24 protein-coding genes are annotated in these 24,073 nt (G+C 70.5%); 15 read left to right on the top strand and 9 right to left on the bottom strand.

Annotated elements, in window-relative coordinates; genetic code table 11:
• Positions 1-5 precede the first annotated feature (5 nt).
• From ATK30_RS06755 to ATK30_RS06735, 5 genes are all read left to right on the top strand, one after another.
• Positions 6-443 carry an SRPBCC family protein gene (locus tag ATK30_RS06755; protein ID WP_101434813.1) on the top strand — a complete coding sequence of 146 codons (438 nt, stop codon included), beginning with the start codon at positions 6-8 and terminating at the stop codon, positions 441-443.
• A complete protein-coding gene (locus tag ATK30_RS06750) occupies positions 444-1,601 on the top strand; it encodes an ArsA family ATPase (protein WP_101434812.1) in 1,158 nt (385 codons plus the stop codon).
• Positions 1,598-2,080: a hypothetical protein gene (locus ATK30_RS06745; RefSeq protein ID WP_101434811.1), complete on the top strand. Its 483-nt coding sequence runs from the start codon at positions 1,598-1,600 to the stop codon at positions 2,078-2,080. Before ATK30_RS06750 ends, ATK30_RS06745 begins: the two co-directional genes overlap by 4 nt.
• A gap of 15 nt (positions 2,081-2,095) precedes the next feature.
• On the top strand, positions 2,096-3,022 hold the full coding sequence (locus tag ATK30_RS06740; RefSeq protein ID WP_101434810.1) for an ROK family protein: 927 nt from the start codon (positions 2,096-2,098) through the stop codon (positions 3,020-3,022).
• Between the two features lie 61 nt (positions 3,023-3,083).
• A complete protein-coding gene (locus ATK30_RS06735) occupies positions 3,084-3,968 on the top strand; it encodes an NUDIX domain-containing protein (protein ID WP_101434809.1) in 885 nt (294 codons plus the stop codon).
• A 50-nt stretch (positions 3,969-4,018) separates the two neighbouring features.
• On the opposite strand, the gene ATK30_RS06730 is transcribed toward ATK30_RS06735, so the two are convergent.
• Positions 4,019-4,807: an oxidoreductase gene (locus tag ATK30_RS06730; protein ID WP_101434808.1), complete on the bottom strand. Its 789-nt coding sequence runs from the start codon at positions 4,805-4,807 to the stop codon at positions 4,019-4,021.
• A 107-nt stretch (positions 4,808-4,914) separates the two neighbouring features.
• Between ATK30_RS06730 and ATK30_RS06725 the strand changes: the two genes are divergently transcribed.
• Complete coding sequence (locus ATK30_RS06725) at positions 4,915-5,481, top strand: TetR/AcrR family transcriptional regulator (protein ID WP_167441849.1); 567 nt, start codon at positions 4,915-4,917, stop codon at positions 5,479-5,481.
• Here the strand turns inward: ATK30_RS06725 and ATK30_RS06720 are convergent.
• The 4 genes from ATK30_RS06720 to ATK30_RS06705 are packed head-to-tail and all read right to left on the bottom strand — an operon-like array spanning position 5,478 to position 8,390.
• Complete coding sequence (locus ATK30_RS06720; protein ID WP_101434807.1) at positions 5,478-5,918, bottom strand: YdeI/OmpD-associated family protein; 441 nt, start codon at positions 5,916-5,918, stop codon at positions 5,478-5,480. The genes ATK30_RS06725 and ATK30_RS06720 overlap by 4 nt on opposite strands.
• Positions 5,919-5,936: 18 nt before the next feature.
• Positions 5,937-7,076: a glutamate--cysteine ligase gene (locus ATK30_RS06715; protein ID WP_101434806.1), complete on the bottom strand. Its 1,140-nt coding sequence runs from the start codon at positions 7,074-7,076 to the stop codon at positions 5,937-5,939.
• A 10-nt stretch (positions 7,077-7,086) separates the two neighbouring features.
• The gene (locus ATK30_RS06710) at positions 7,087-7,626 is read right to left on the bottom strand and encodes a hypothetical protein (protein ID WP_101434805.1); all 540 of its coding nucleotides are present in this window, start codon (positions 7,624-7,626) and stop codon (positions 7,087-7,089) included.
• The gene (locus tag ATK30_RS06705; RefSeq protein ID WP_101434804.1) at positions 7,623-8,390 is read right to left on the bottom strand and encodes an alpha/beta hydrolase; all 768 of its coding nucleotides are present in this window, start codon (positions 8,388-8,390) and stop codon (positions 7,623-7,625) included. Before ATK30_RS06705 ends, ATK30_RS06710 begins: the two co-directional genes overlap by 4 nt.
• 219 nt (positions 8,391-8,609) lie before the next feature.
• On the opposite strand from ATK30_RS06705, the gene ATK30_RS06700 reads away from it, so the two are divergent.
• Both ATK30_RS06700 and ATK30_RS06695 read left to right on the top strand, forming a co-directional pair.
• Entirely contained in the window at positions 8,610-9,371 is a 762-nt protein-coding gene (locus tag ATK30_RS06700) for a lysophospholipid acyltransferase family protein (RefSeq protein ID WP_101434803.1), read from the top strand.
• 20 nt (positions 9,372-9,391) lie between these two features.
• Complete coding sequence (locus tag ATK30_RS06695) at positions 9,392-9,880, top strand: polyadenylate-specific 3'-exoribonuclease AS (protein WP_101434802.1); 489 nt, start codon at positions 9,392-9,394, stop codon at positions 9,878-9,880.
• Between the two features lie 547 nt (positions 9,881-10,427).
• Here ATK30_RS06695 and ATK30_RS06690 read toward each other — a convergent pair.
• The gene (locus tag ATK30_RS06690; protein WP_101434801.1) at positions 10,428-11,516 is read right to left on the bottom strand and encodes a 3-deoxy-7-phosphoheptulonate synthase; all 1,089 of its coding nucleotides are present in this window, start codon (positions 11,514-11,516) and stop codon (positions 10,428-10,430) included.
• 290 nt (positions 11,517-11,806) lie between these two features.
• On the opposite strand from ATK30_RS06690, the gene ATK30_RS06685 reads away from it, so the two are divergent.
• The 3 genes from ATK30_RS06685 to ATK30_RS06675 all read left to right on the top strand — a co-directional run bounded on the left by ATK30_RS06685 (position 11,807) and on the right by ATK30_RS06675 (position 14,635).
• On the top strand, positions 11,807-12,832 hold the full coding sequence (locus ATK30_RS06685; RefSeq protein WP_101434800.1) for a 6-phosphofructokinase: 1,026 nt from the start codon (positions 11,807-11,809) through the stop codon (positions 12,830-12,832).
• A gap of 84 nt (positions 12,833-12,916) precedes the next feature.
• Complete coding sequence (locus ATK30_RS06680) at positions 12,917-14,191, top strand: S41 family peptidase (RefSeq protein ID WP_244194539.1); 1,275 nt, start codon at positions 12,917-12,919, stop codon at positions 14,189-14,191.
• A gap of 9 nt (positions 14,192-14,200) precedes the next feature.
• Positions 14,201-14,635 (top strand): VOC family protein, encoded by a 435-nt coding sequence (locus ATK30_RS06675; protein WP_101434799.1) that lies wholly within the window; start codon positions 14,201-14,203, stop codon positions 14,633-14,635.
• 45 nt (positions 14,636-14,680) lie between these two features.
• Here ATK30_RS06675 and ATK30_RS06670 read toward each other — a convergent pair whose 3' ends face one another.
• Complete coding sequence (locus tag ATK30_RS06670; protein ID WP_158242456.1) at positions 14,681-16,426, bottom strand: putative Ig domain-containing protein; 1,746 nt, start codon at positions 16,424-16,426, stop codon at positions 14,681-14,683.
• A gap of 165 nt (positions 16,427-16,591) precedes the next feature.
• Here ATK30_RS06670 and ATK30_RS06665 point away from each other — a divergent pair, with 165 nt between their 5' ends.
• Together ATK30_RS06665 and ATK30_RS06660 are read left to right on the top strand one after the other, a co-directional pair.
• On the top strand, positions 16,592-19,408 hold the full coding sequence (locus tag ATK30_RS06665; RefSeq protein WP_158242455.1) for an ATP-binding protein: 2,817 nt from the start codon (positions 16,592-16,594) through the stop codon (positions 19,406-19,408).
• Positions 19,409-19,434: 26 nt separating this feature from the next.
• Positions 19,435-19,863, top strand: a complete 429-nt coding sequence (locus ATK30_RS06660) for a 3'-5' exonuclease (protein WP_244194538.1) — start codon at positions 19,435-19,437, stop codon at positions 19,861-19,863.
• A gap of 197 nt (positions 19,864-20,060) precedes the next feature.
• Here ATK30_RS06660 and ATK30_RS06655 read toward each other — a convergent pair whose 3' ends face one another.
• A complete protein-coding gene (locus tag ATK30_RS06655) occupies positions 20,061-21,497 on the bottom strand; it encodes an aromatic amino acid ammonia-lyase (RefSeq protein WP_101434796.1) in 1,437 nt (478 codons plus the stop codon).
• 10 nt (positions 21,498-21,507) lie between these two features.
• Positions 21,508-21,813 carry an ArsR/SmtB family transcription factor gene (locus tag ATK30_RS06650; RefSeq protein ID WP_101434795.1) on the bottom strand — a complete coding sequence of 102 codons (306 nt, stop codon included), beginning with the start codon at positions 21,811-21,813 and terminating at the stop codon, positions 21,508-21,510.
• 166 nt (positions 21,814-21,979) lie between these two features.
• Between ATK30_RS06650 and ATK30_RS06645 the strand changes: the two genes are divergently transcribed.
• Positions 21,980-23,206, top strand: coding sequence for a glycoside hydrolase family 18 protein (locus ATK30_RS06645; protein WP_101434794.1), 1,227 nt, complete (start codon positions 21,980-21,982; stop codon positions 23,204-23,206).
• Between the two features lie 50 nt (positions 23,207-23,256).
• The gene (locus ATK30_RS06640) at positions 23,257-23,922 is read left to right on the top strand and encodes a DUF2461 domain-containing protein (RefSeq protein WP_101440672.1); all 666 of its coding nucleotides are present in this window, start codon (positions 23,257-23,259) and stop codon (positions 23,920-23,922) included.
• Positions 23,923-24,073: the final 151 nt, after the last annotated feature.

Below are 24,073 nucleotides of genomic sequence, written 5' to 3'. Positions count from 1 at the left end.
GTCCCATGGCCGAGCAGTCCACGCAGTCCATCGAGGTCGACGCCGAGCCCGCACGGGTGATGTCGGTGATCTCCGATTTCCCCGCGTACCCGGAGTGGGCCAAGGCGGTCCGCGAGACCGAGGTGCTCGCGACCGACGACGCGGGCCGGGCGAAGCAGGTGAAGCTCACCCTCGACGCCGGGCCGATCAAGGACGTGTACACGCTCGAGTACGACTGGGACGAATCCGGTCTCGGAGTCAGCTGGCATCTGGTCAAGGGCCAGATGCAGAAGGCGCAGAACGGCCGGTACGCGCTCGAACCGCTCGGCGGCGGGCGCACCCGCGTCACCTACACGCTGTCGGTGGAGCTGGCCCTGCCGATGATCGGCCTGCTGCGGCGCAAGGCGGAGAAGATGGTCATGGACACGGCGCTCAAGGAGCTCAAGCGCAGGGCCGAGGGCTAGATGCGCATCCTGCTGTTCACCGGCAAGGGGGGTGTCGGGAAGACGACGCTCGCCGCGGCTACCGCTGCCGCGCTGGCCGGCCGCGGCAGGAAGACCCTCGTCGTGTCCACCGATCCGGCGCATTCGCTCGGCGACGCGTTCGGCACGCCGCTCGGCAATGAACCCTCCGAAGTGGACCTCCGCCGCGACGGCACGCCGCCCGGTCTGTGGGCGGCGCAGGTGGACTCCCGGGCGCTGGCTGACCGCACCTGGCACGAGCTGCGCGGCGAACTGCGGAAAGTGCTGGCCGGGGCCGGTCTGGACGTCCTGGACGCGGAAGAGCTGACCGTGCTGCCTGGCGTCGACGAGCTGCTCGCGCTGAGCGAGGTGCGACGGCTGGCTTCGCAGGGGCCGTGGGACACCGTGGTGGTCGACTGCGGTCCGACCGCTGAGACGCTGCGGTTGCTTTCCCTGCCGGAAGCCGTGTCGGGCTACTTGGGCCGGGTGTTCGGCAACCGGCGCGTCGCGGCGTCGGTCCGGCGGCTCGGCGCGCATCTCGACGCGCTGCGCGAGCTGCTCACCGACCCACGCGTGACGACTGTGCGGCTGGTGCTGACACCGGAACGAGTGGTGGTCGCCGAAGCCCGGCGCACGCTCACGTCGCTCGCGCTGCGCGGCATCGCGGTGGACGGCCTGATCGCCAACCGGCTCATGCCCGCGCCCGGGTTCTGGCGCGGTTCGGCGGCGAAGTGGCTGCGCACCCGGCGCGAGCAGCAGGACGCGGTGCTGGCGGAACTGGCCGAGGCCGGATTCGGCCCGGAGGAGCTGGCCCGCGTCGAGCACCGGGCGAGCGAACCGGTGGGCGCGGAAGCGCTCGCCGAGCTGGCCCGCGAGCTGTACGGCAGCCGGGATCCGTTGTCCGGCAACGGAAAACCGGTCACGCCGCTGTTGTCCGTCGCCCCGGACGGGGACGGCTTCCGGCTGCGGATCGCGCTCCCGCTGGAAAGGGACTCGGCGGTCGACCTCGCCCGCGTGGACGACGACTTGGCGATCACCGTGGACGGGTTTCGCAGGCTCGTCGCCCTGCCCGAGACGCTGCGCCCGTGCCGGATCACCGGCGCGGAATCCGACGCCGACGGCCTGGTGGTCAGCCTGGCCGGGAACCGGGAACCCGGATGAGCGAAGAACACCGCGAAGAGCACGACGCGGGGTCGTTTTCCGACGGCCTGAAGCTGGCCGAGGAGATCCGGCTGCTGGTCGAGATGGTGATCGAACGCGCCGCGCCGTGGCTGGAAGGCGTCATGGCCGCCGGACACGGAGACCGCACCGGCCCCGAAGAGCCGGGCGCGTCCGGTGTGGAGGACAGCACTTCGGGATGCGGGTGGTGCCCGCTGTGTGCGATCGTCGCCGTCGTGCGCGGTGAGCGGCCGGAGTTCGTGGCCAGGGTCCTCGAACAGGCCGCCCAGCTCGTCGCGCTGCTGCGGGCGGTGCTCGCGGACCGGTGGGAGCCGGAGGAGGGCGTGCACATGCCGGGGTTCCGGCCCGCCGCGCATCCGCCCGCGCCGACCGGGGCGGGAGCGTTTTCGGAGCCGTCGTCGCGGGTCCAGCACATCGCCGTCCGCAAGCGCGCGGAGTGGCAGCCGGAGCGGGAGAACTGATTGCTGACCGTAGGGGTGGACGTCGGCGGCACCAGCGTGCGCGCCGGCGTCGTGGACGAGCGCGGCTCGCTGCTCGACACGGCGCGCGTCGGGACGCCGAGCGAGGAGAACGCGCTCGAAGACGCCATCGCCGGGGTCGTCGAGGACCTGCGCAACCGGCACGACGTCGCCGCGGTCGGCCTGGCCGTGGCCGGTTTCGTGGCCCGCGACCGCCGCACGGTGATGTTCGCGCCGCATCTCGCCTGGCGCAACGCCCCGGTGGCGGACCGGATCGCGAAGCGCGTCGGCCTGTCGGTGACACTGGAGCACGACGTCAATTCGGCGGTCGTGGCCGAACACCGCTTCGGCGCCGCGCGCGGTGCGAGGGTGGCTGCGCTGGTCGCGCTGGGCACCGGAATCGGCGCGGGTTTGTTGCTGGACGGCGAGATCTACCGCGGTGCGCACGGAGTCGCACCGGAACTCGGCCACCTCACCGTGGTGCGCGACGGCCGCGCGTGCCCGTGCGGCAAGTACGGATGCTGGGAGCGCTACTGCAGCGGTACGGCGCTGGCCGCGACCGCGGTCGAGCTGCTGGCGCGATACCCCGGCCGTTCCACCGTGCTGTCGCGGGAAATCGCCGGCGACCCCGGCTCGGTCACCGGCCGCCGAGTGGCCCGCGCGGCTCGCGACGGCGACCCGATCGCCTTGCGCGCCATGGCAGAACTGGCGAAATGGCTGGGCGAGGGACTGGCGCTGGTGGCGGACGTCTTCGACCCGGAGATCATCGTGATCGGCGGGGGAGTGTCGGAGTCCGCGCCGCTGTTTCTGGACGAGGCCCGGGAGCACTACGCCGGGGCGATCACCGGCGCGCGGCACCGGCCGTTGGCCCGGATCCGCACGGCGCACCTCGGGGACGACACGGCGATCGTCGGGGCGGCGGCGCTGGCGATGGACACGTTGTGAGTGCTGATCACGGTTCTTGCCGGGATTAACACGCACGACGTTCTGTGGAAGGCTGGGCCGGGTGACGCCGATGACCGCCAACCGCTTCGTGCGGTGTTCCTGCGGCAGGCAGCACTGGGGCGCGTTCGGCGCGGCCGGGTTGTTGTTGTGCGATCCCCGCCGCGGCGTGCTGTTGCAGCAACGTGCGTGGTGGGTGCACAACGGCGGCACGTGGGCCTTGCCCGGCGGCGCGCTCGAAGCCGGCGAGACGGTGCCCGAGGCCGCTGCCCGGGAGGCGTGGGAAGAAGCCGCCATCCCCGCGTCGGCGTTCCGCGCGATGTCCGCTTCGGTGCTCGACCACGGCGAATGGCAGTACACCACCGTCCTCGGCCTGGCCGACAGCGCGTTGCAGGCCCAGGTCGCGAACGAGGAAAGCGCCGAGATGCGCTGGGTCCCGCCGGACGAGGTGGCCGCGCTCGACCTCCACCGCGATTTCGCCGCCGCCTGGCCGGTGCTGCGCGAGCAGCTGGGCCGGGAACTGGTCCTGGTGGTCGACGCGGCGAACGTGATGGGCTCCCGCCCGGACGGCTGGTGGCGCGACCGCCGCGGCGCCGCGGAACGGTTGCGCGACCAGCTGACCGCCCCCGCCGAACGCGGTCTGCGCGACGACGTGGCGGGCATCGGCGCGGGACCGGCGTGGTCCTGGTGGCCTCGCGTGGTGCTGGTGGTCGAGGGCAAGGCCAGGGGAGTGGAACCGATCCCGGGCGTCGAGGTCGTCGCGGCGGAGACCGACGGCGATTCGAAGATCGTCGAGGTGACCGCCGTGGCGCGGCAGCGTCCGGATGATCATGTCGTGGTGGTGACGGCGGACCGCGAATTGCGGGGCCGGGTCGGGGAGCTGGGCGCGCGGGTGCTTGGTCCGGGAACGTTGCTGCGGGAGCTGGGCGAACGCCGTCCAGGGCACTGATCGCGGGCACTGAGCCGGCGAGCCAAGAGTGTCGGCGCGCCAAGCAGCCGTCACACGGTCTTCACCGATCCCCCGTCGACAAGGTGGTCCGCCCCGGTGATGCTCGCGGCCAGCGGCGACGCCAGATACGCGATCAACGTGGCCACCTCATCCGGTTCGACCAGGCGGCCGGTCAGCATCCCCGCACCGGCGGGCAGCCCGGCCAGTAAATCCTCGTGCGACAACCCCATCGACGACGCCAGCTCGGCGCCGTAGCTGTCCGGACCTTCCCACAGCGCAGTGCGAACCGGTCCGGGCGAGACAGTGTTGACCCGTACGCCCCGCGGTCCGAACTCCTCCGCCAGCGCCTTCCCGAACGCGGTCAGCGCGGCTTTCGCGGTGGTGTAAGCGATCGGGCCCGAGTGCGGCATCCGCGCACCGTTCGAGGAAACCGTGACGATCGCGCCCCGGCGCTCGACCAGATGCGGCAGCGCGGCCCGGGAAGCCCGTACCGCGGCGAGGAAATTCAGCTCCAGCATGTCCGTCCACTGCTGATCAGTGAGCGCCAGGAAACCTCCGGCCTGCCCGCTGGCGCTGTCGCCGCCGCCGACGTTGTTCACCAGGACGTCCAGCCCGCCGAGCTCCGCGACGGCCTGGTCGATCAACTGTCCGGGGCCGTCTGGAGCCGAGAGGTCCACCGCGACGGGCACCGCGCCGGTTTCCTTCAGCTCCGGCGTGATCGTGCGGGCGGCGGCCACCACTCGCATCCCTTCGCCGATCAGCGTGGAAACCGTGGCGAGTCCGATTCCTCGGCTCGCTCCGGTGACGACGGCGGTCTTGCCGGTCAGCTGCAGGTCCATCGGGACAACCCCCAAAGTGTGTCAATGACGATGCAGCTAAGCTAGCAGTTGCAACATCAGTGACGCAACTAAGTGCCGAATGGCAACCGTGGCGTAAACTGAGCGGCATGGAGAAACGGGCCCGGCGCGCGGACTCGGAACGGACGGCCCAGGCGATCCTCGAGGCCGCCGAACGCGTGCTCAGCGACAACCCGGCGGCGACCATGGAGCAGATTGCCGAGGCCGCCGGCGTCTCGCGGACGACCGTGCACCGCCGGTTCGCCAGCCGGGAAGCGCTGGTGGACGCCATGACTCTCTGGGCGACGCAGCAGTTCCAGAACGCGCTCGCCAGCGTCCGTCCCGACGTCACGCCGCCGCTGGTCGCGCTTTACCAGGTGACCGCGAACGTGCTGCGCGTCAAGCTCCGGTGGGGCTTCGCGATGAACGCGCACCCGGCGGAAGAGGGCGTCCTGACCCCGGACGTCGTCGCCCAGTGCGACGTGTTCTTCCGGCGGCTGGAGGAGAGCGGCGCGCTGCGGCCCGGGGTCGACCTGGTGTGGGCGCGCCGTGTGTACTGCGCGCTCATCCACGAAGCGGCGCAGGACCAGGACTCCGACGACCCGGACGCGTTGGCGACCCGCGTCGTCGACACCGTGCTCGGCGGCTTCGGCAAGCCAGGCCTGACGGTGAGCTAGGCGAGCTCGGCGACGATTTTCGCGATCCGCCGCTGCCGGGTCTCGGCAAGTTTGGCCGAGGTGACGGCTTCGGCGCGTTCTCGTTGTGCGGTAAAGGAAAGCTTGTCGAACGCGGCCCGCGCGCCAGTCCGTTCGGCCAGCGCCGCGGCGAGGTCGTCCGGCACCTCGACCGTCCGCTCGGCGAGGTCCGCTTCGAGCGTGACCTCGACCGTCTCCCCGGCGGCGACCCCGGCCGCCTCCCGGTTCGCCGCGCTGAGCGGCAGCATGAACTCGCCGGCGTAGACCGCGACCGTGCTCCGGTAGGTGTGCGGGCCGATCGTCACCCGGACCTTCGGCTTCCGTCCCTGGCCGAGCGCCTCGACCACCTCGGCCGGGACCCGCAAGCCGGTGGCGGTTTTGCCGTTGAGCTCGACGAGCGTGCGGAACGTATGCGACATCGCTGCCTCCCGGGCCAGCTAAGCGTGCGGGACGCCGTCGCGCATCTCGGTGACCAGCGCGGCGACGACGGCCTTCAAGGATCCGTTGTACTGCTTCGCGACCGCCCGCTGCCGCTGATAGCTCGCGCCGACGCGGAGGATGTTCTCGACATCGCGCAGTTCGCGGACGCAGTCCAGCCGCTTGGCGACCGGTTCCAGCCGGTCCAGCAGTTCGGAGAGGTCTTCGGTGACGAGGCGTTCGCGACCGGCCGCGTCGAGGATGACGATCGCGTCCAGCCCGTAGCGGGCGGCGCGCCACTTGTTCTCCTGTACGTGCCACGGCGGCAGCACCGGCAGCGCTTCGCCCTTGTCGAGGCGGTCGCTGAAGTCGTCCACCAGGCACTGCGTGAGCGCGGAAATCGCGCCGACCTCCTGCAGCGTCGGCAGCCCGTCGCACACGCGCATCTCGATGGTGCCGAAATGCGGGGCCGGGCGGATGTCCCAGCGGATCTCGGAAAAGTGGTCGATCACGCCGGTGGTGAACATGTCCTCGACGTAGCCCTCGAGTTCCGCCCATTCGCGGAACTGGAACGGCAGCCCGGCGGTCGGCAGCTGCTGGAACATCAGCGCCCGGTTCGAGGCGTACCCGGTGTCCTCGCCCGACCAGTACGGCGACGACGCGGACAGCGCCTGCAGGTGGGGCGCGTAGCGCAGCAGCCCGTCGAGCACCGGCAGCACCTTGTCCCGGTGGTCGAGCCCGACGTGGACGTGCACGCCGTAGATCAGCATCTGCCTGCCCCACCACTGGGTGCGGTCGATCAGCTTGGCGTAGCGCTCCTTGTCGGTCACTTTCTGCCGGTACCACGAGGAAAACGGGTGCGATCCGGCGGAGAACACCTCGACGCCCAGCGGATCGGCGACCCGGTGCACCTCGTCCAGCGCCTCGTCGAGGTCGTGTTTCACCTCGCCGATCGTGCGGCAGACGCCGCTGACCACCTCGATGGTGTTGAGCAGCAGTTCCTGTTTGATCCGGGGATGCTCGGCCCGGTCGTCCGGGCGGACCGCGGCGAGCAGTTCCTCCGCGACCGACCGCAGTTCGCCGCTGCGCCGGTCCACCAGCGCGAGTTCCCATTCCGCGCCGACGGTGGAACGCCGGGACGCGTGGAAGTCGATCCGCATGCCCGCCCGGTCAGACCTGGGCGCCGTTGCTCGGGTCCGCGCCGGGCGGCGGACCCTGGCGCACGCGCAGCAGGAGCAGCGCGATGCCGGTGGCGAGCGAGAGGATGCCGAGCGGCGTGGCGAGCGCGGGGCCGACCCCGATCAGGTTCGGCACGATCAGCAGCAGGAGCCCGACGACGAAGAACAGCAGCACGATGAACGCGCCCTTGCGCCAGCGCGGCAGCGGCGGCGGCTCCGGCGGCACGTAGTGCTCGTCGTCCTCGGCCGGGTCGCCGGAGAACATCGTGGTGTCCCAGTCGGCGCCGCCGGTGCGCCAGCCCTCCGGCGGCGCGGACGGGGCGGGCGGGTCCGCGGACGGCTTCGGCTTCGCGCTGCCCGCTTCGGGTTCGGACTTGGCGGACGCGTCGGGCTCGGCGGACGCGGGGCCGGCGCCGGAGAACGGGTCCTCGTCCAGGAACACGCCCACGCCCTCGGCCCGGAGGTCGGCCACGATCTCGGCGAACGTGGCGTCGACGTCCTCGGGTCCGTCCGCGCCTTTCCCCCGGTTCATCCGGCACCCACCTGTCCCGCCCGCAGCTGCCGGGCGAAGTCGACACTGCGGCTGAAGATCAGCTCCGCGTCGTGGTCCTGCGTCGCGACGTGGAAGCTGTTCTCCAGCACCACCTCGGTCACGTTCGTGCTCGAGATGCCGTCCAGAACGATCTGCGAGTTCTCGGGTTCGACGATGTGGTCGACCCGCGAGTGCAGCAGCAGCACCGGCTGCGTCACCTTCGGCAGGTCGGCGCGCACGATCTTCCACAGCCGGGCGAGGCTCGCGGCGGCCCGCACCGGCGTGCGCGGGTAGGCCAGTTCGACCTCGCCGGGCTTCGCGATGTCGTTGCCGATCGCGCGGATCGAAGGGACCACCCGCGACAGCAGCGGCAGCACCTTGGCGTCGAGGCTCAGCCGCGTGACCGACGGGTTGACCAGCACGAGGCCGGAGATGTCCGCGCCGAACTCCTCGGCGAGGCGGAGGGTCAGCGTCCCGCCCATCGACATCCCGCCGACGAACACCTGGTCGCAGTCCGCGCGCAGCGCCAGCAGCGCCTCGCGGACGGTTCCGTACCAGTCCTGCCAGGTCGTCCGGTTGAGGTCGCGCCAGTGCGTGCCGTGCCCGGGAAGCAGCGGGCAGCGCACCGCGAAGCCTTCTCGGGCCAGATGCTCGCCCCAGGCGCGCATGCCGTGCGGCGTCGCGGTGAATCCGTGGCAGAGCAGGAAGCCGGCCCCGGAGGAACCCGGGTGGGAGAACGGTTCCGCGCCGGCGAGCACGCCCATCACGAACGCCCTTCCGAATCGAAGCGGTGGAGTCCTCCCATGCTCTCACGACGAAGCCGGGTTGTGGGTCCCCCTCGCGGAAGCGAGGATCCTTCCGGTTCCGCTGTGAGATCGGTCGCTGCCCCCGGGTGACCGCCCGCTCTCGCGTTGTGCGGGGCGGTCCTTGTTCCGTACCCTGGCCTGCCGGGGCCCGCGCGGGCAGGAAAGGACTGGAACCCGGTGCTGTACTGGCTGATGAAGTGGGTGTTCATCGGGCCGCTGCTGAAGACGCTGTGGCCCACCAAAGTCGTCGGCGCCGAAAACATCCCCGAGACGGGTGGCGCCATCCTCGCCGGCAACCACCTCGCGGTCGCGGATTCGTTCTTCATGCCGCTGCGGGTCAAGCGCAAGGTCACCTTCCCGGCGAAATCGGAGTACTTCACCGAGCCCGGGTTCAAGGGCCTGCTCAAGAAGTGGTTCTTCACCGGCGTCGGCCAGTTCCCCATCGACCGCTCCGGCGGCAACGCCGCGCAGGCCGCGCTCGACACCGCGATCCGGCTGGTCAAGGACGGGCACCTGCTCGGCATCTACCCCGAGGGCACCCGTTCCCCGGACGGGCGGCTGTACAAGGGCAAAACGGGCGTCGCCCGGATCGCGCTCGAATCGCGCGGCGTGGTGATCCCGGTGGCGGTGATCGGCACGGACAAGGTCAATCCGATCGGTTCCCGGATGTGGTGGCCGCGGCGGCTCGAGGTGCGCTTCGGCAAGCCGCTCGACTTCTCCCGCTACGAGGGCCTGGCCGGCGACCGGTTCATCGAACGGTCGATCACCGACGAGATCATGTACGCGCTGATGGAGCTGTCCGGCCAGGAATACGTCGACATCTACGCGGCCAAGGCCAAGGAACTGCTCGCCGCCGAGGCGGCCGGGGTCAAGCCCGCGGTGCCGGCCCAGGCCCGCGGCCTGGACGCCGACCGGGTGCCGGAAACGAAGGCCGGGTAGCGCCCTACTAGAGTTCCCCGGTGCGTTTTTTCTACGACACCGAATTCATCGAGGACGGCGTGACGATCGACCTGGTGTCGATCGGTGTCGTTGACGAGCGCGGACGCGAGTTCTATGCCGTGTCCACCGATTTCGACCCCGGACGGGCCGGGGCTTGGGTGCGGGAGAACGTGCTGCCCAAGCTGCCGTCCCCGGCGGATCCGGCGTGGCGGAGCCGGGAGCGGATCCGGACCGACCTGCTGGAGTTCTTCGGGAAACCGCCGGGCGGGATCGAGCTGTGGGCCTGGTTCGCGGCGTATGACCACGTGGCGCTGGCGCAGTTGTGGGGGCCGATGCCTGCGCTGCCCCGGCAGCTGCCTCGGTTCACCCGGGATCTCCGCCAGAGGTGGGAGGACGCGGGAAAGCCCAAGTTGCCTGCTGCGCCTGGGGATCAGCATGACGCGTTGGCTGATGCCCGGCATAACTTGCAGCGGTGGGAGGTTATTGAGGAGGCTTTCCGGAGGCGGTGAGTCGTTCTTGGGGGTTCGGCTCGTCGCCTGGCGGCGACATTGCACCCGGGCCTCGTTGGGGGCACCCCGAAGCTGAGTGTGACTACGGCGCGGGGGTGCTTGTCAAGGCGGGAAAGATGCCTTGACAAGCACCCCCGCGCCGTGTTTTTGGCTTCGTATCGGGGTGCGGGGGTGGTGTGGGTGCCTGGTTGGTCGGGTGCGTGGGCTGCGGTTCGGGGTGTGAGTGCTGGGTGCGCTGGTTGGGTGGGTGCGCTGGCTGCGGTGGGTGCGCTGGTTGGGTGGGTGCGCTGGCTGCGGTGGGTGCTTGGCTGGGTGGGTGCGCTGGTGGCGGTGGGTGCTTGGCTGGGTGGGTGCGCTGGTGGCGGCTGGGCGGTGGGTTTCGGCCCGATGGTCGTTGGGTGCGCGGGGCGCGCCCCGCGCCCGGCGCGTGCCCAAGCCGCATCGGCTGCGCCGGCTGCGGTTGGGTGGTCCGTGAAGGGCTCCTTGAGGGAATCTAAGTCCGTGAAGGGGCCCTTCACGGCGCGCGGGAAGGGTGTGCGGGGTCCGGTCAGCGGCGGGTGCGGACGGCGGCGGCGAGGGTGTCCAGCAGGTCGTCGGTCGTGTCCCAGTCCATGCAGGCGTCGGTGATCGACTGGCCGTAGGTCAGCTCCGTCGAGCGGCCCAGCACCAGGTCCTGGCGTCCGGCGACCAGGTTGCTTTCCAGCATCAGCCCGGCGATTCCGCGTTCTCCCGAAGCGATCCGGGCGGCCAGGTCTTGCACGACTTCGGCTTGGCGGACGTGGTCCTTGTTGCTGTTGCCGTGGCTCGCGTCCACGACCAGGCGCTCCGGGAGCCCGGATTTCGCCAGGCGCGCGAGGGTTTCCTCGACCGACGCCGGGTCGTAGTTCGGGCCCGCGGAGCTGCCGCGCAGGATTACGTGGCAGTCCGGGTTTCCGGAGGTCGTCACGAGGGCTGCCAGGCCGTCCACGTTGATGCCGGGGAAGACGTGCGAAGCCGCTGCGGCGCGGGTCGCGTCCACGGCTACCTGGATGTCGCCTTCGGTCGAGTTCTTGATGCCGACCGGCATGGACAGGGCGCTGCACAGCTGCCGGTGGACCTGGCTGGCCGCCGTGCGGGCGCCGATCGAGCCCCAGGTGACGATGTCGGCGATGAACTGCGGGGTGATCGGGTCCAGGAATTCGCAGCCGACCGGAAGGCCCAGCCCGGAGACGTCCAGCAGCAGTTTCCGGGCCAGGCGCAGGCCCTTGTTGACCGCGAAGGTGCCGTCCAGGTCCGGGTCGTTGATCAGGCCCTTCCAGCCCAGCGTGGTGCGCGGCTTTTCGAAGTACACCCGCATCACGATGTGCAGGTCTTCGCGCAGCGATTCGGCCTTGGCGGCCAGGCGGCGGGCGTAGTCGAGGGCGGCTTCCGGGTCGTGGACCGAGCACGGGCCGACGATCACGGCGAGACGGTCGTCGCGGCCGTCGAGGATGTCGACCGTTTCCGTGCGGCCGGTTTGCACCACCTTGGCGACCGCGGCGTCCACGGGATGGTCTTCGCGCAGCAGGGCGGGCGAGATCAGGGGACTGACCGACGTGGTGCGGCGGTTGTCCAGCGTGCTCGCGTCGGCGGGGGCGGCGGCGAGGCGGGTGTTCATGAGCGGGTGGTTCCTTCCTGGTGGACACCGACCCGCGGGGGACTCGCCGAGCCGGTTCGAGATCCGGCTCGGGTGGAGGTCAGCGCAGGTTCACGCCGCCGTGCCCACCCGGGGCCGGCTTCGTAAACCAGAAATAGCGCTGCACGCCGCCACGGTAACACACCGCCGGGAGACCTCTGGCCAGGACCGATTCGGCAGGTGGTCCGCCCTGCACCGATCCAGATGAAAACCGCTACGCTGTCCGCGGACTGTGACTGGACTCTCCCTGCGAGGAAGACGGAGGCAACAGAATGCGAGTCGGTGTGCTGACGGGGGGCGGCGACTGCCCCGGCCTGAACGCGGTCATCCGCGCGGTGGTCCGCAAGGGCATCGAGGTGCACGGCTGGGAGTTCGTCGGCTTCCGCAACGGCTGGCAGGGCCCGCTGACCGGCGACAGCCGGCCGCTCGGCCTCGCCGACGTCGAGGACATCCTCACCCGCGGGGGCACCATCCTGCGGTCGTCGCGGACGAACCCGTACAAGGTCGACGGCGGCGTCGACCAGATCCGCAAGGTGCTCGCCGACCAGGGCGTCGACGCGCTGATCGCGATCGGCGGCGAGGACACCCTCGGCGTCGCCAAGCGGCTGACCGACGACGGCATCGGCGTCGTCGGCGTGCCCAAGACGATCGACAACGACCTCGGGGCCACCGACTACACGTTCGGCTTCGACACCGCGGTCTCCATCGCCACCGAGGCGATCGACCGGCTGCACACCACGGCCGAATCGCACCACCGCGCACTCGTCATCGAGGTCATGGGACGGCACGCGGGCTGGATCGCGCTGCACTCCGGCCTCGCCGGCGGCGCGAGCGTGATCCTGGTGCCGGAGCGGCAGTTCTCCGTCGACCAGGTCGTGCAGTGGGTCGAGCAGCGCTTCGAAAAGGAGTACGCGCCGATCATCGTCGTGGCCGAGGGCGCGCTGCCCGAGGGCGGCGAGGAGAAGCTGCTGACCGGCGAGAAGGACGCCTTCGGGCACGTCCGGCTCGGCGGCATCGGCAACTGGCTGGCCGACGAGATCTCCGAGCGCACCGGCAAGGAATCCCGTGCGGTCGTGCTCGGCCACGTCCAGCGCGGCGGCACCCCGACCGCGTACGACCGGGTCCTCGCGACCCGCTTCGGCCTGCACGCGGTCGACGCGGTCGCCGACGGCGACTTCGGCGTGATGGTGGCGCTCAAGGGCACCGACATCGTCCGCGTGAAGCTGTCCGAGGCGACGGCCGAGCTGAAGACCGTTCCGCTGGAGCGGTACCAGGAAGCCGAAGTCTTCTTCGGCTGAGTCTCTCAGGTAGGGGCAACCCCACCACAGTGCCGGGGGCGCGCGGTATTCCGTGCGTTCCCGGCTTTTTCTATCGTCGGACTCGTGCGAATCTTCCTGGCGGGCTTGACGATGCTCTCGGTGACCGCGGCTCCACCCTCCACTGTGGACGGTGTGTGGCGGACCGACGGATACGGGCAGCTGATCCAGGTGTCCGGCGGCAAGCTGACGACCTACGACGTCACCGAGGTCAGCTGCTTGCCCGGCACCCTTTCCGGAACTGGCGACGGCACAAGGTTTTCCACGAACGAAGGCTCGGTCGTCACTGTCCGGCCGGGAAGGATGAGTTTCGACGACAACCTGGGCGTGCGGTCGTTGCGTCGCGTTCCCGGCGGGGTGCCGCCCGCGTGCCGGGATTCGCCCACGGACCTGTTCGACGTTTTCTGGCACACCTTCGCGGAGAACTACCCGTTTTTCGGCGCGAAAGGCGTCGACTGGAAGTCCGAAGGGGACGCTGCCCGCCGCGAGGTCGCCGCACATCCGGAACGGCTCTTCGAAGTCCTATGTGGACTGATCCGTCCGCTGCACGACGCTCATGTCGGCCTGCTGGCGTCCGGTCGGCATTGCTCTTCGCCCCTGCCCGGCACTCCGGATCTGAAAACGACCGTCCCGCGCGCGATCGCGGTAGCCGACGCGAACCTCGGCGCACCGATTCAGCGGTGGGCCGAGGGAGCGATCGCCTACGCGGATTTGCCGGAGGGGCGCGGATACCTGCGCATCAGCGGATTCCACGACTACGCCGACACCTTCGCCGCGAGCAGCAAGGTCCTGGCGAAAGCGCTGGACGAGATTTTCACCGTCGATCGGGTGCACACGCTGCGCGGCTTGATCCTCGACCTGCGCGTCAACGGCGGCGGCGACGATCCGCTCGGCCTGCAGGTTGCCGCCCGGCTGACCGACGTCCCGCATTTCGCCTACGCCAAACGCGCCCGCAACGACCCCGACGACCCGGCGAAGTTCACCGTGCCGCAGCCGTTCTTCGTGCAGCCCGCCGCGGCGCCGCACTACACCGGTCCGCTGACCGTCCTGACCGGCAGCCTGGACGTCTCCGCCGGGGAGACCTTCCTGCAGGCGCTGCTGAACCGGCATCCGCGGCCAGTCCTGATCGGACAGTCCACTCAGGGCGCTTTTTCGGACCTGCTGGAGCGGACGCTGCCGAAGCCGGGCTGGAAGGTGGCGCTGCCGAACGAGGAGTACCTCGACCCGCATGGCCGCACGTACGACGGCACCGGCATCGGCCCGGATATCCCCGTCCCGGTTTTCGCCCCGGACGACCTCGCCGCCGGAAAAGATCCGGCACTCGCCGCCGCCCGCCGGTAAGGTGAGCGCATGGGGTCGGTCAAGCAATTCCAGGTCACTTTCGACTGCGCGGAACCCGCGCGCGTCGCCCGCTTCTGGTGCGAGGCGCTGGGGTACGTCGAACCGCCGCCGCCGGAAGGGTTCGCCGACTGGGCCGAGTTCGACCGTTCCCTGCCGCCCGAGGAACAGGGTGCGTGGGCGGCCTGCGTCGATCCCAACGGCGTCGGCCCTCGGCTGTACTTCCAGCGCGTGCCCGAAGGCCGCGTCGTGAAGAACCGGGTCCATCTCGACGTGCGCGCGGGCACCGGCCTCGTCGGCGACGAGCGGCTGGCGGCCCTCGAAGCCGAGGCCGAGCGGCTGGTCGCGCTGGGCGCTTCCATCGTCCAGGTGCTGCGTGCCGACGGCGTGAACGAGTCCTGCATTCCGATGCAGGACGTCGAGGGCAACGAGTTCTGCTTGGACTGAGCCGCCGTGCCGCGGATCGGCCGCGGCACGGCGACTGCCGGGTGGTCAGGAAACGGAAACGTTGGCCGGAGCGGTGAACGTGCCGCCCGACACCTGGTAGATCTGCTGCACGGGGAGGCTGCCGCCCGCCGGGATGCTGTCCTGGCCGGTGATCACGACGTGCCCGGTGGACCCGGACGCGGTGCCCGGGTTCGTCGTCGACAGCGACTCGTTCGACGGCAGGTCGAACGAGAGCGTCCAGCCGTTCGCCGCCGACGCCCCGCCGTTGGTGATCGTGAAGTGTGCGAAGGCGCCGAACCCGTAGTCGTAGTCGGTGGCGAACGTCGCGGTCAGCTTGCCCACCGGTGCCGTCGTGACGGTCCAGGTGAACGGAGCCTGCGCGGTCGCCCCGGCGGAATCGGTGGCCGTCACGGTGACGTTGCTGGTGGCCGCGGTGGTCGGCGTGCCGGTGATGGAGCCGGTTTTGCCGTCGATGGCCAGCCCGGCCGGGAGGCCGTCCGCCGAGTAGGTGTAGGGCGAGGTGCCGCCGGAGGCCGTGACCTTCAGCGAAACCGCCTTGCCCACCACGCTGTTCTGATTGCCCGGGTTGCTGACGCTGAGCTTGCCGTTGGTGCCGCCGCCGGGGGTCAGGCCGGTGACGCCGTGCGGGGTGCCGAGGCCGGTCGGGCCGTCCCAGCCGGTGCCCGCGTCGCAGATCACCGTGCCGCAGCTGCCGTTGCTGCCCGACGTGACGTCGTTGAAGTCGCCGGGGTGCGCGTACGGGTAGGTCGCGGCGTTGTCGCCGTCCTTCGGCGTGCCCGCGAGCGCCCAGATCCCGGCGACGATTGGGGTGGCGAGGCTGGTGCCGCCGTACTGCGACTGCTGGCCGTTGACGTAGATCGTGATGCCGGTGTTGGGATCCGCGTCGGCCGAAATGTCCGAAGTGGCCCGGTTGTCGCACGCGGTGGTGATCCCGTTCTGGAACGCGGGCTTGCTGAACTTGCTCGAACAGCCGCTGCCCGCCTTGTTCCAGGCGGTTTCGGAGTAGCCGCCGCCGGACGCGGTCAGCGTGGTGCCGCCCACCGCGACCACCTCCGGCGAGGTAGCCGGGTATTCGGCCTGGGTACCGCTTTCGCTGCCCCAGTCGCCGGTGGCGCCGAGAACCGCGACGCCGGGGTGGTTGTAGTGCTGCTCGGCGTCCGCGGGGATCGCGCTTTCGTTGTCGGCGTAGCTGTTGGACACGATCTTCGCGCCGAGCCGGACCGCGCTGTCGACGCCCGCGGCGAGGTCGCTGTCCTCGTTGCTGTTGCCTTCCACCAGCAGGATCTTGCAGTCCGGGCAGAGCGCGCTGACCGCGTCGACGTCGATGGCCATCTCGGTCGCCCAGCCCGAGTCGGTCTTGGACGGAAGCGTGCTCGTGCCGTCCTGGCCGACCACGGTCAGGCAGCCGTTCGCCTTGGTGCAGGAGCCCAGGTTCCACTGCGACCGGTAGTCGTTGAGGTCCTTCTCGATGCCGGGGTCGTCGAAGGCGTCGACGATCGCGACGGTGGTCCCGCCGCTCTTCATTCCGGCGACGCCGTAGGCCTTCTGCAGGTCGGCCGGGCTCATCGCGCTGGCCGGTCGCGCACCTGCCGAAACCAGTTGCACGGCCTGGCATTTCGCGTAGCCCTCAGGTGCGTTGGCACACGACGCCGGGCTCAGCTGAGGGCTGGCGCCGGCGGCCGGGGCGAAGGTCGCCGCCATCCCCGCCCCGAGGGCGAGCGCGGCACCGGCGGCGGCCAGCCGTCTCAAGGTCATTCCTGCACGCATCATCGCGTCCTTCCTCGTACGCCGCTGCCCGGAGGACGGGCGAAAAGCGGTGCCGCCATTGGATTTCACCGGGACGGCGCGAACCAGGAACAACCGGCACAACGGGCCGTTGTGCCGGAGGAGGAACCCGACCTTCGGAGGATGTTCCGCGCCCCGGGGAGAGCGACCATGGAGCGGCGGGAGGTGCGGGACATGCCGGACGGCGCGACGGAAACGTTCGACCGGACGCTGGTCCGGTTGCGCCGGGCGGCCGGGCTGACGCAGGAACAACTGGCGCAGCGCTGCGGGCTGAGCACCCGCGGCGTGGGGAATCTCGAACGCGGGCAGCAGCATCCGCGCCGGGTCACCGTGCACCTGCTCGCCGACGGTCTCGCGCTGCCCGACGACAGTCGTGCCGAGCTTCTCGCGGCCGCCCGGCGCGGCAGGCAGCGTCCGCCGGACCACCCGGGCCCGCCGCCCCGTCCGGCTCCGGATCTCATCGGCCGGACCGAGGAACACGCCTTGCTGGACAAGCACATTTCGGGCACGGGCAGGCCGTTTCTCGTCTTCGCCGGACAAACCGGCATCGGCAAGACCCGGCTGCTCACCGAAGCGGCGACGCTGGCCGAGGCGCGAGGCACGGTGGTGCTCTCGACCGCGTGTTCCCGACACGGCGGAGAGCCGTACGCGCCGCTCTCCGAAGCGTTCGCCCGGCACGTGTCCGAACATCCCGCTGGGCCCGGCCTCGCGCTCCTGCTGCCCGAACAACGCACCGCCGAACCGGCTCCGCCTCGTTGGCAGATGTTCGCGGAAGCGGCCCGGTTCCTCGATACGCTCGCGCGGCACCGCGGCGTGCTCGTGATCCTGGACGACTTGCAATGGGCTGGTCCGGACGGTCTCGCACTGTTGGCTTCGCTGGCCCAGGACGTCCGGCCGGACCGCGTCCGTTTCCTCGCCGCCTACCGCGACACCGAACTCGACGCGGCCGAACCGTTGGCCGACACGCTGCTCGATTTGTACCGGAAAGGCCTGCTGACCCAGCATGCTCTGGCCCCGCTGGCGGACGAGGACGCGACGACGCTGTTGCATCACAGCGCCGGAACCGAAGTGGGGCAATCCGCCCGCGACCGGGTGCTCCGGCTGGCCGGCGGTCTCCCGTTGTTCCTGGTCCAGCTGGGACACGTGCTGGGCCGCTCCGGCAAACCGCCCGCGGAACTGCCGTGGGGGCTCGCGCACGCGGTGCGGCGGCAAGTCGGTTCGCTGCCCGAACGCACGGCTGAGGTGCTGACGCTGCTGGCGGTGGGGCAGCAGCGGATGGACCCGGACGTCCTGGCCGCGGCCGCCGGGCTGGATCCCGCCGAACTGTCCGAGGTGCTGGCTCCCGCGCACACCGCGCGGCTGCTGGACGAGAACGCCGAGGGCGTCCGGCTCACGCATGAACTGGTCGCCGAGGTGGTGAACGGAGATCTGCCGCCGAGCCGTCGGCATGTGCTGCACCGCAGACTCGCCGAGGCCCTGGGCGGCGCGGCGGCGGCCTATCACTACACGCACGCGCAGGACACCGAACGGGCAGCGCAGACTTTGCGGCACGCCGCGGAAAAAGCCAGCAGACAAGCCGCGCACGACACGGCTGCCCAGCACTGGGGCGCACTGGTCGATCTGCTGGACCGCACCGGTTCCCAAGCAGCCGTCGCCGAAGCCGCCGAAGCCTGGGCGGACGCGCTCGCCGCGGCAGGTCGGTACGACGCCGCGCTCGCCGCCGCCGAACGCGCGCTTTTGGTGTACCGCAAGGAAGGCGACGAGGAACGGCAACGCCTGGTGATCGCCCGGATCGGTTACCTGCACTACCAACGCGGCACTCCGCGCGAGGGCCTGGCCCGGATCGCGCCGACGCTGACCGAGGACCGGCCGGGCGGATCTGCCGTACGGCTGCGGCTGGCTCGCGCCGCCAACCTCTACCAGAGCACGCGCTACCGAGAATCCGTCGAGGTCTCCACCGCCGCGATCGTTGCGGCGGAGGCGACGGGAGATGAGCACGGCCTCGCGGGCGGACACCTGCGTCGTGGACTCGCGCTACGCCTGCTTGGCCGCAACGAGGAAGCACTGGCCGAGTTGCACACAGCCGCCGCCACCGCGGAACTGTGCGGCGACCGGGAGATCGTCGTCCGCGCGCTGACCGGGGTCGCCGTGCTGCACCACTACCGCGGCGAACTGGCGAGGGCCGACCGGCAGTTCGAGCGAATCCTCCGGCTGGCCGAGGAACTCGGCGACCGGGAACTGCTCAGCCGAGCGGTCTGCAACGTCGGCGCGAGCGCGGTGTACGTCGGCCGCTGGGGCGTCGCGCGGCGGCGGTTCAGCCAGGCACTCGAACTGGCTGGACACGGCAGGTCGCCCATGTGCGGCGCGATGGCCCTCATCGGCCGAGGTGCCCTGTGGTCCGCCTGCGGCCGCTACGACGTGGCAGCTGAGGACCTGACGAAGGTTATCCAGTTGGGTCGGGAAAGCGACAATGCCGACATCATCTGCAACGCGTCCGCGCAACTGGCGGAGAACGATGTGCGCGCGGGCCGCCCTGAGCGAGGCGTGAGCCGGTTGCTGCCTTTGCTTGCACTGCAAGGGGAACGAAGCTGGCAGATGACCGACGCGCTGCCGTTCCTCGCCGAAGCACAACTGGCCGCCGGCGACCCGGTTGCCGCCGGGGAGACCGCCGCGGAGGCGGTTGCCTGCACTGAACACATCGACCACATCCTCGCCCGCACGGACGCTTTCCGGGTGCAGGGCCTCGCCTTCCTTCGGTGCGGTGCCCTTTCCTCGGCGGAGGAGAGCATGGCGGAAGCGCGCTCGCTGGCGGAACGGATGGCTTCGCCGTACCTGCTCGCACGGGTGAGCGCCGCACACGCCGCGTTGTCGGACCACCGCGGCGACCGTGCCGCTGCGATCCGGGATCGGGAGCGGGCGGAGGAGTTGTTCACGGCTTTGCGGCGGGACGCCTTGGCGGAGGACTGACTGGAGTGTCCGCGTAGGGCGTGCCGGTGCTGTGCTGGGATAAGGAGCTGCCGTCCGATCAGGTCAGCGAGATCATCGAAATCGGGCTCACAGTCGTCGATCTGCGTGCGGGCGAGCGGATGGCCAAGCACCGGATACTGGTCCGCCCGGCCTTGTCGTTTCGGGAGGCCTGCCGGACGTTGGCGGCGCGGCACCGCTCGGCGGAGCTGCCGTGGGCCAGCTGGGGAGACTACGACCGCGATCAGTTCACCAGGCAATGCCGCGACACGGGCGTTGAGTACCCGTTCGCGGGCCAGCACACCAACGCGAAGGTCGCGTTCACCGCAGCCCGCGGACTGCACCGTCGCCCTGGAATGGCGCAGGCACTTGCCCTCGCGGGCCTCCCGCTGGAAGGCCGTCACCATCGCGGCGACGACGACGCGTGGAACATCGCCGCTCTGGTGCGGACCTCGTGAGACGCGGAGCGTGGCCGCGCGGCTAGGGTTCGCGCCAGCTCGTCCGCCACCCGGTGGCTTTCGCGATGGTCGGCGGCCACGACCGGTCATCCAGCCGATCGCCCAGCACCTCCCGCGCCACCAAGCCCCGCTGCTGCAATCCACCCGGTCACAGCGAACGCTCGCGCGGCTCGGGAACAAGTGTCCACTGTGGCCAGTCAGATCCGCGCCAGTTTGTCCAGCACTCCAGCCGCTTTCGCGATGTCGTCCGTCAGCGGCCGGTCCTCGAACCGCTTGTCCAGCACCTCCACCGCCGCCGTGAAAGCAGCTCGTACCGGCAGGTCCACCAGCTCCGCCTTCCGGATCCGCAACGCACGCACCGCCGCCACCAGTTCGCAGGCCAGCACCTGCCGGTAGGCAGTCGCCGCCGCGGTGGCGGCTCGCGCTGCCTGGGTCGAGAAGCTCGCGTGGTCCTCGATCCCGCGCGACACGACCGCGGTCCCGAGCGTCGCGGGCAACGCCGCCTGCCGCAGTTCGGTCAGCGCGTCGTGCGCCACGTACTCCAGGATCATCACCCCGGAACTCCCCGGCGGACCCACCGCGAGAAACGGCCGCAAGCCAGTGAATTCCGGTTCCACCAAGTCGCCCAACCGAGCCACCGACAGCTCCGCGACTTGATGCACCGTCGCACGGGCTTGGTCGAGTGCAGTCGAGACGTACGCGGTGTGGAAATGCGCGTGATGGTAGGCGTCGCCGTGCACCGTGGAGATCATCGGATTCTCCGTGCTGGCATTGATCTCCACAGCGAGAACGTCGCGCAGATAGTGAATCGCGTCTAGCGCGGGACCTTGCACCTGAGGGAAAGCGCGCAGCCCGAAGGGATCCTGAAGCCGACGCCCCGGCTTAGGCGTGCCGTGCATGCCCAACAGCCGACGCATCTCGGCCGCGCACGCGACCTGCCCGGCATGCGGACGTGCTTCGTGCACAGGCGTCGCGTACGCCTCGGGGTTGCCGTCGAGAGCCACGTACGTGAGTGCGGCGACGGCGTGGCTCGCGCGGGTGAGCGTGTCCAGGCTCATCGCGGCGAGTGTCGCCTCGGCGAGCGTTGCGGCGTTGCTGCTCATGAACGCGAGCGCATCACCCGCGTGCACGGGAACCGGTGGCACCGCACCGGTCGCCCACTCGCGTTCTCCGGCCAACGCGAGCGCGGTTTCCGCGAGCGGCGCGAGGTCGCCGGTGCCGATCGCGCCCAGCCGGTGCACCACGGGCAGGGCTCCGCTGCGGACGGCCTCGGCGAGCGCGCCGATCAGCTCCGGGCTGATCCCGGACCGACCGGCCAGCAGCTGGTTGAGCCGGATCAGCAGCATCGCGCGGATCTGGCCGTCCGGCAGCAGGTCGCCGCTGCCGCCGGCGTGGCTGCGCAGCAAGCGAAGGCCGTGTTCGGCGGGCTCGTCCACCGCGTCGTCCTTGTTCGCTCCGACGCCGGTAGTGCGCCCGTAGACCACGCGCCGGGTGCTCAGGTCCTCGGCGAGCTTCCACGAATGCTCGGCGGCGCGCATCGCCGCGATGGACACGTCGATCGCCAGCGGGCCCTCGGTGTGCGCCGCCGCGACCACGTCGGCGCACCGCAGGGTCCGGCCGTCCACTCGGATCACGGCGTGCTCCTCATTCGGTTTCGTCCAGCCGCTGTTCGAGCGCGTCGAGCCGGTTCTCCCAGAACTGCCGGTAGGGCGCGAGCCACGCGTCCACTTCGGCCAGCGGTTCGGGCCGCAGCCGGTAGCAGCGGCGCTGCGCGGACACCCGCACGGTCACCAGCCCCGCCTCGCGCAGGACGCGCAGGTGCTTGGACACGGCGGGCTGGCTGAGCCGCAGTTCGGCCACCAGTTCGCCGACCGACCGCTCGCCCTCGAGCAGCAGGTCCAGCAGCGCGCGGCGGCGGGGTTCGGCCAGCACGTCGAAGGTCTGCATCACCCCGGAAATCTGCCTCGCGGGGCATATGCCTGTCAAGGAATGCGCGTACCGCCGATTGTCCGGTTTATGGTCTAAACCATTGACCTGGTGGTCTAGTCCACTTACGGTGCAGTCGTCCCCACCGTTACCGCTTCGTCACCGACGGTGACTCCTGAAGGGAGCAACGATGCTTCGCTTGCGCAGAAAACGCCTGCTGGCCTTGGCCGGACTGGCGACCGCGGCGTTCGCCGCCGCGGCCGCGCTCGTCCCCGCCGCTTCGACAGCCGCCCCGGCGAGAACGGAGGCCGCGTCCGGGAAGGTGGTCGGCTACTTCACCGACTGGGGCGTCTACGACCGCAACTACCACGTGAAGAACATCGAGACGTCCGGGTCGGCGACCAAGCTCACGCACCTCAACTACGCCTTCGGCAACGTCACCGGCGGCGGCTGCGCGATCGGCGACGCGTGGGCCGACTACCAGAAGACCTACGACGCGGCGGGCAGCGTCGACGGCGTCGCCGACACCTGGGACCAGCCGCTCGCGGGCAGTTTCAACCAGCTCAAGAAGCTGAAGGCCAAGCACCCCGGGCTGAAGATCATCTGGTCGTTCGGCGGCTGGACCTGGTCCGGCGGCTTCGGGCAGGCTGCCAAGAACCCGCAAGCCTTCGCCGATTCCTGCTACAACCTCGTCAACGACAAGCGCTGGGCCGGCCTGTTCGACGGCATCGACCTCGACTGGGAGTACCCGAACGCGTGCGGCCTGAGCTGCGACACGAGCGGTCCCGACGCGGTGAAGAAGCTGCTCGCGGCAGTGCGGGCGAAGTTCGGCTCGTCGAAGCTCGTCACCGCCGCGATCACCGCGGACGGCAGCAACGGCGGCAAGCTCGACGCCGCCGACTACGCGGGCGCCGCGCAGTACGTCGACTGGTACAACGTGATGACCTACGACTACTTCGGAGCCTGGGCCGCGCAAGGCCCGACCGCGCCGCATTCGCCGCTGACCTCGTACAACGGACTCCCGACGCAAGGGTTCTACTCGGACGCGGCCATCCAGAAGCTGAAGAGCAAGGGCGTCCCGGCGTCGAAACTGTTGCTGGGCATCGGTTTCTACGGCCGGGGCTGGACCGGCGTCACCCAGAGCGCGCCGGGCGGCACCGCGACCGGACCGGCTCCGGGAAAGTACGAACAGGGCATCGAGGACTACAAGATCCTCAAGACCAGCTGCCCGGCGACCGGAACCGTCGCGGGCACCGCGTACGCCAAGTGCGGTGCGAACTGGTGGAGCTACGACACCCCGTCGACCATCGCGGGCAAGACGGCGTACGCGAGGTCCCAGGGCCTCGGCGGCACCTTCTTCTGGGAGCTGTCCGGCGACACCTCGAACGGCGAGCTGATCACGGCGCTCGCCAAGTGAGCGCGGCCGGGGCGCCGATTCTGTCGGTGCCCCGGTTTATCGTGCTGCGGGTGAAGTTCAGCGGATTCGGGGAGCACGCCGTCGAGTTCTACGACGGGCTGCTCGCGGACAACACCAAGGCTTACTGGGACGACCACGTGGCCATCTACAAGGAGCACGTCCGGGCTCCGATGGAGGCGCTGCTGGCCGAACTGGAGCCGGAGTTCGGCGCGGGCTTCGGCGAGGCGAAGGTGTTCCGGCCGTACCGCGACGTCCGGTTCGCCAAGGACAAGACGCCGTACAAGACGCACTGCGGCGGCGTGATCGAGGCGGGCCGCGGCGGGGGAGCGTATTACGTCGAGGTGGGCCCGGCCGGGCTGCGCGTCGGCGGCGGCTGCTTCCACCTGGCTTCCGACCAGCTGGCCCGCTACCGCACGGCGGTCGACACCGAACTGCACGGGCCCGCGCTGGAGAAAATCCTGGCGAGCCTGCGCAAGGCGGGCTGGCAAATTCTCGGCGACCGGCTGAAGTCCAAACCGCGCGGGTTCGCCGAGGACCATCCGCGCCTGGACCTGCTGCGGCACCGTTCGGTGTACGCCGTGCGCGTCTGGGAGCCGGACGACTTCCTGCACGAGCGGGAGGCACTGGACCGGGTCCGGAAATCGTGGCGCCAGCTGCGGAAGTTCAACGAATGGGCCCGCGACCACGTGGGGCCGAGCGAGCAGCCGCGCCGCTGACCCGGCCTCCCCCGACCGGGTGATTCCCCGGCCCGTCGGCACGCGCGGAGCGGCACCGCGGCGCAGCGCACGCCGATGCCGGAACTGAATCCTTCCCGTGTTCTTCGGCCGGAGTTTCGGGATCGGTACAGACGGGAGCCGTCCGAGCGAC

Source organism: Amycolatopsis echigonensis, from assembly GCF_002846615.1.
In the GTDB taxonomy this organism is placed as follows: domain Bacteria; phylum Actinomycetota; class Actinomycetes; order Mycobacteriales; family Pseudonocardiaceae; genus Amycolatopsis; species Amycolatopsis echigonensis.
The sequence above is the reverse complement of the archived record's forward strand: the minus strand, read 5'-3'. Positions and strand labels throughout refer to the sequence as shown.

What these genes read in the sequence shown, in the direction of transcription:
- ATK30_RS06715 (WP_101434806.1), bottom strand. Translation starts at nt 7,076, where the DNA reads ATGCGGATCGACTTCCACGCGTCCCGGCGTTCCACCGTCGGCGCGGAA.
- ATK30_RS06705 (WP_101434804.1), bottom strand. Translation starts at nt 8,390, where the DNA reads ATGGGCGTGCTCGCCGGCGCGGAACCGTTCTCCCACCCGGGTTCCTCC.
- ATK30_RS06690 (WP_101434801.1), bottom strand. Translation starts at nt 11,516, where the DNA reads ATGAACACCCGCCTCGCCGCCGCCCCCGCCGACGCGAGCACGCTGGAC.
- ATK30_RS06665 (WP_158242455.1), top strand. Translation starts at nt 16,592, where the DNA reads ATGGAGCGGCGGGAGGTGCGGGACATGCCGGACGGCGCGACGGAAACG.
- ATK30_RS06755 (WP_101434813.1), top strand. Translation starts at nt 6, where the DNA reads ATGGCCGAGCAGTCCACGCAGTCCATCGAGGTCGACGCCGAGCCCGCA.
- ATK30_RS06730 (WP_101434808.1), bottom strand. Translation starts at nt 4,807, where the DNA reads ATGGACCTGCAGCTGACCGGCAAGACCGCCGTCGTCACCGGAGCGAGC.
- ATK30_RS06675 (WP_101434799.1), top strand. Translation starts at nt 14,201, where the DNA reads ATGGGGTCGGTCAAGCAATTCCAGGTCACTTTCGACTGCGCGGAACCC.
- ATK30_RS06750 (WP_101434812.1), top strand. Translation starts at nt 444, where the DNA reads ATGCGCATCCTGCTGTTCACCGGCAAGGGGGGTGTCGGGAAGACGACG.
- ATK30_RS06685 (WP_101434800.1), top strand. Translation starts at nt 11,807, where the DNA reads ATGCGAGTCGGTGTGCTGACGGGGGGCGGCGACTGCCCCGGCCTGAAC.
- ATK30_RS06645 (WP_101434794.1), top strand. Translation starts at nt 21,980, where the DNA reads ATGCTTCGCTTGCGCAGAAAACGCCTGCTGGCCTTGGCCGGACTGGCG.
- ATK30_RS06710 (WP_101434805.1), bottom strand. Translation starts at nt 7,626, where the DNA reads ATGAACCGGGGGAAAGGCGCGGACGGACCCGAGGACGTCGACGCCACG.
- ATK30_RS06720 (WP_101434807.1), bottom strand. Translation starts at nt 5,918, where the DNA reads ATGTCGCATACGTTCCGCACGCTCGTCGAGCTCAACGGCAAAACCGCC.
- ATK30_RS06745 (WP_101434811.1), top strand. Translation starts at nt 1,598, where the DNA reads ATGAGCGAAGAACACCGCGAAGAGCACGACGCGGGGTCGTTTTCCGAC.
- ATK30_RS06670 (WP_158242456.1), bottom strand. Translation starts at nt 16,426, where the DNA reads ATGATGCGTGCAGGAATGACCTTGAGACGGCTGGCCGCCGCCGGTGCC.
- ATK30_RS06725 (WP_167441849.1), top strand. Translation starts at nt 4,915, where the DNA reads ATGGAGAAACGGGCCCGGCGCGCGGACTCGGAACGGACGGCCCAGGCG.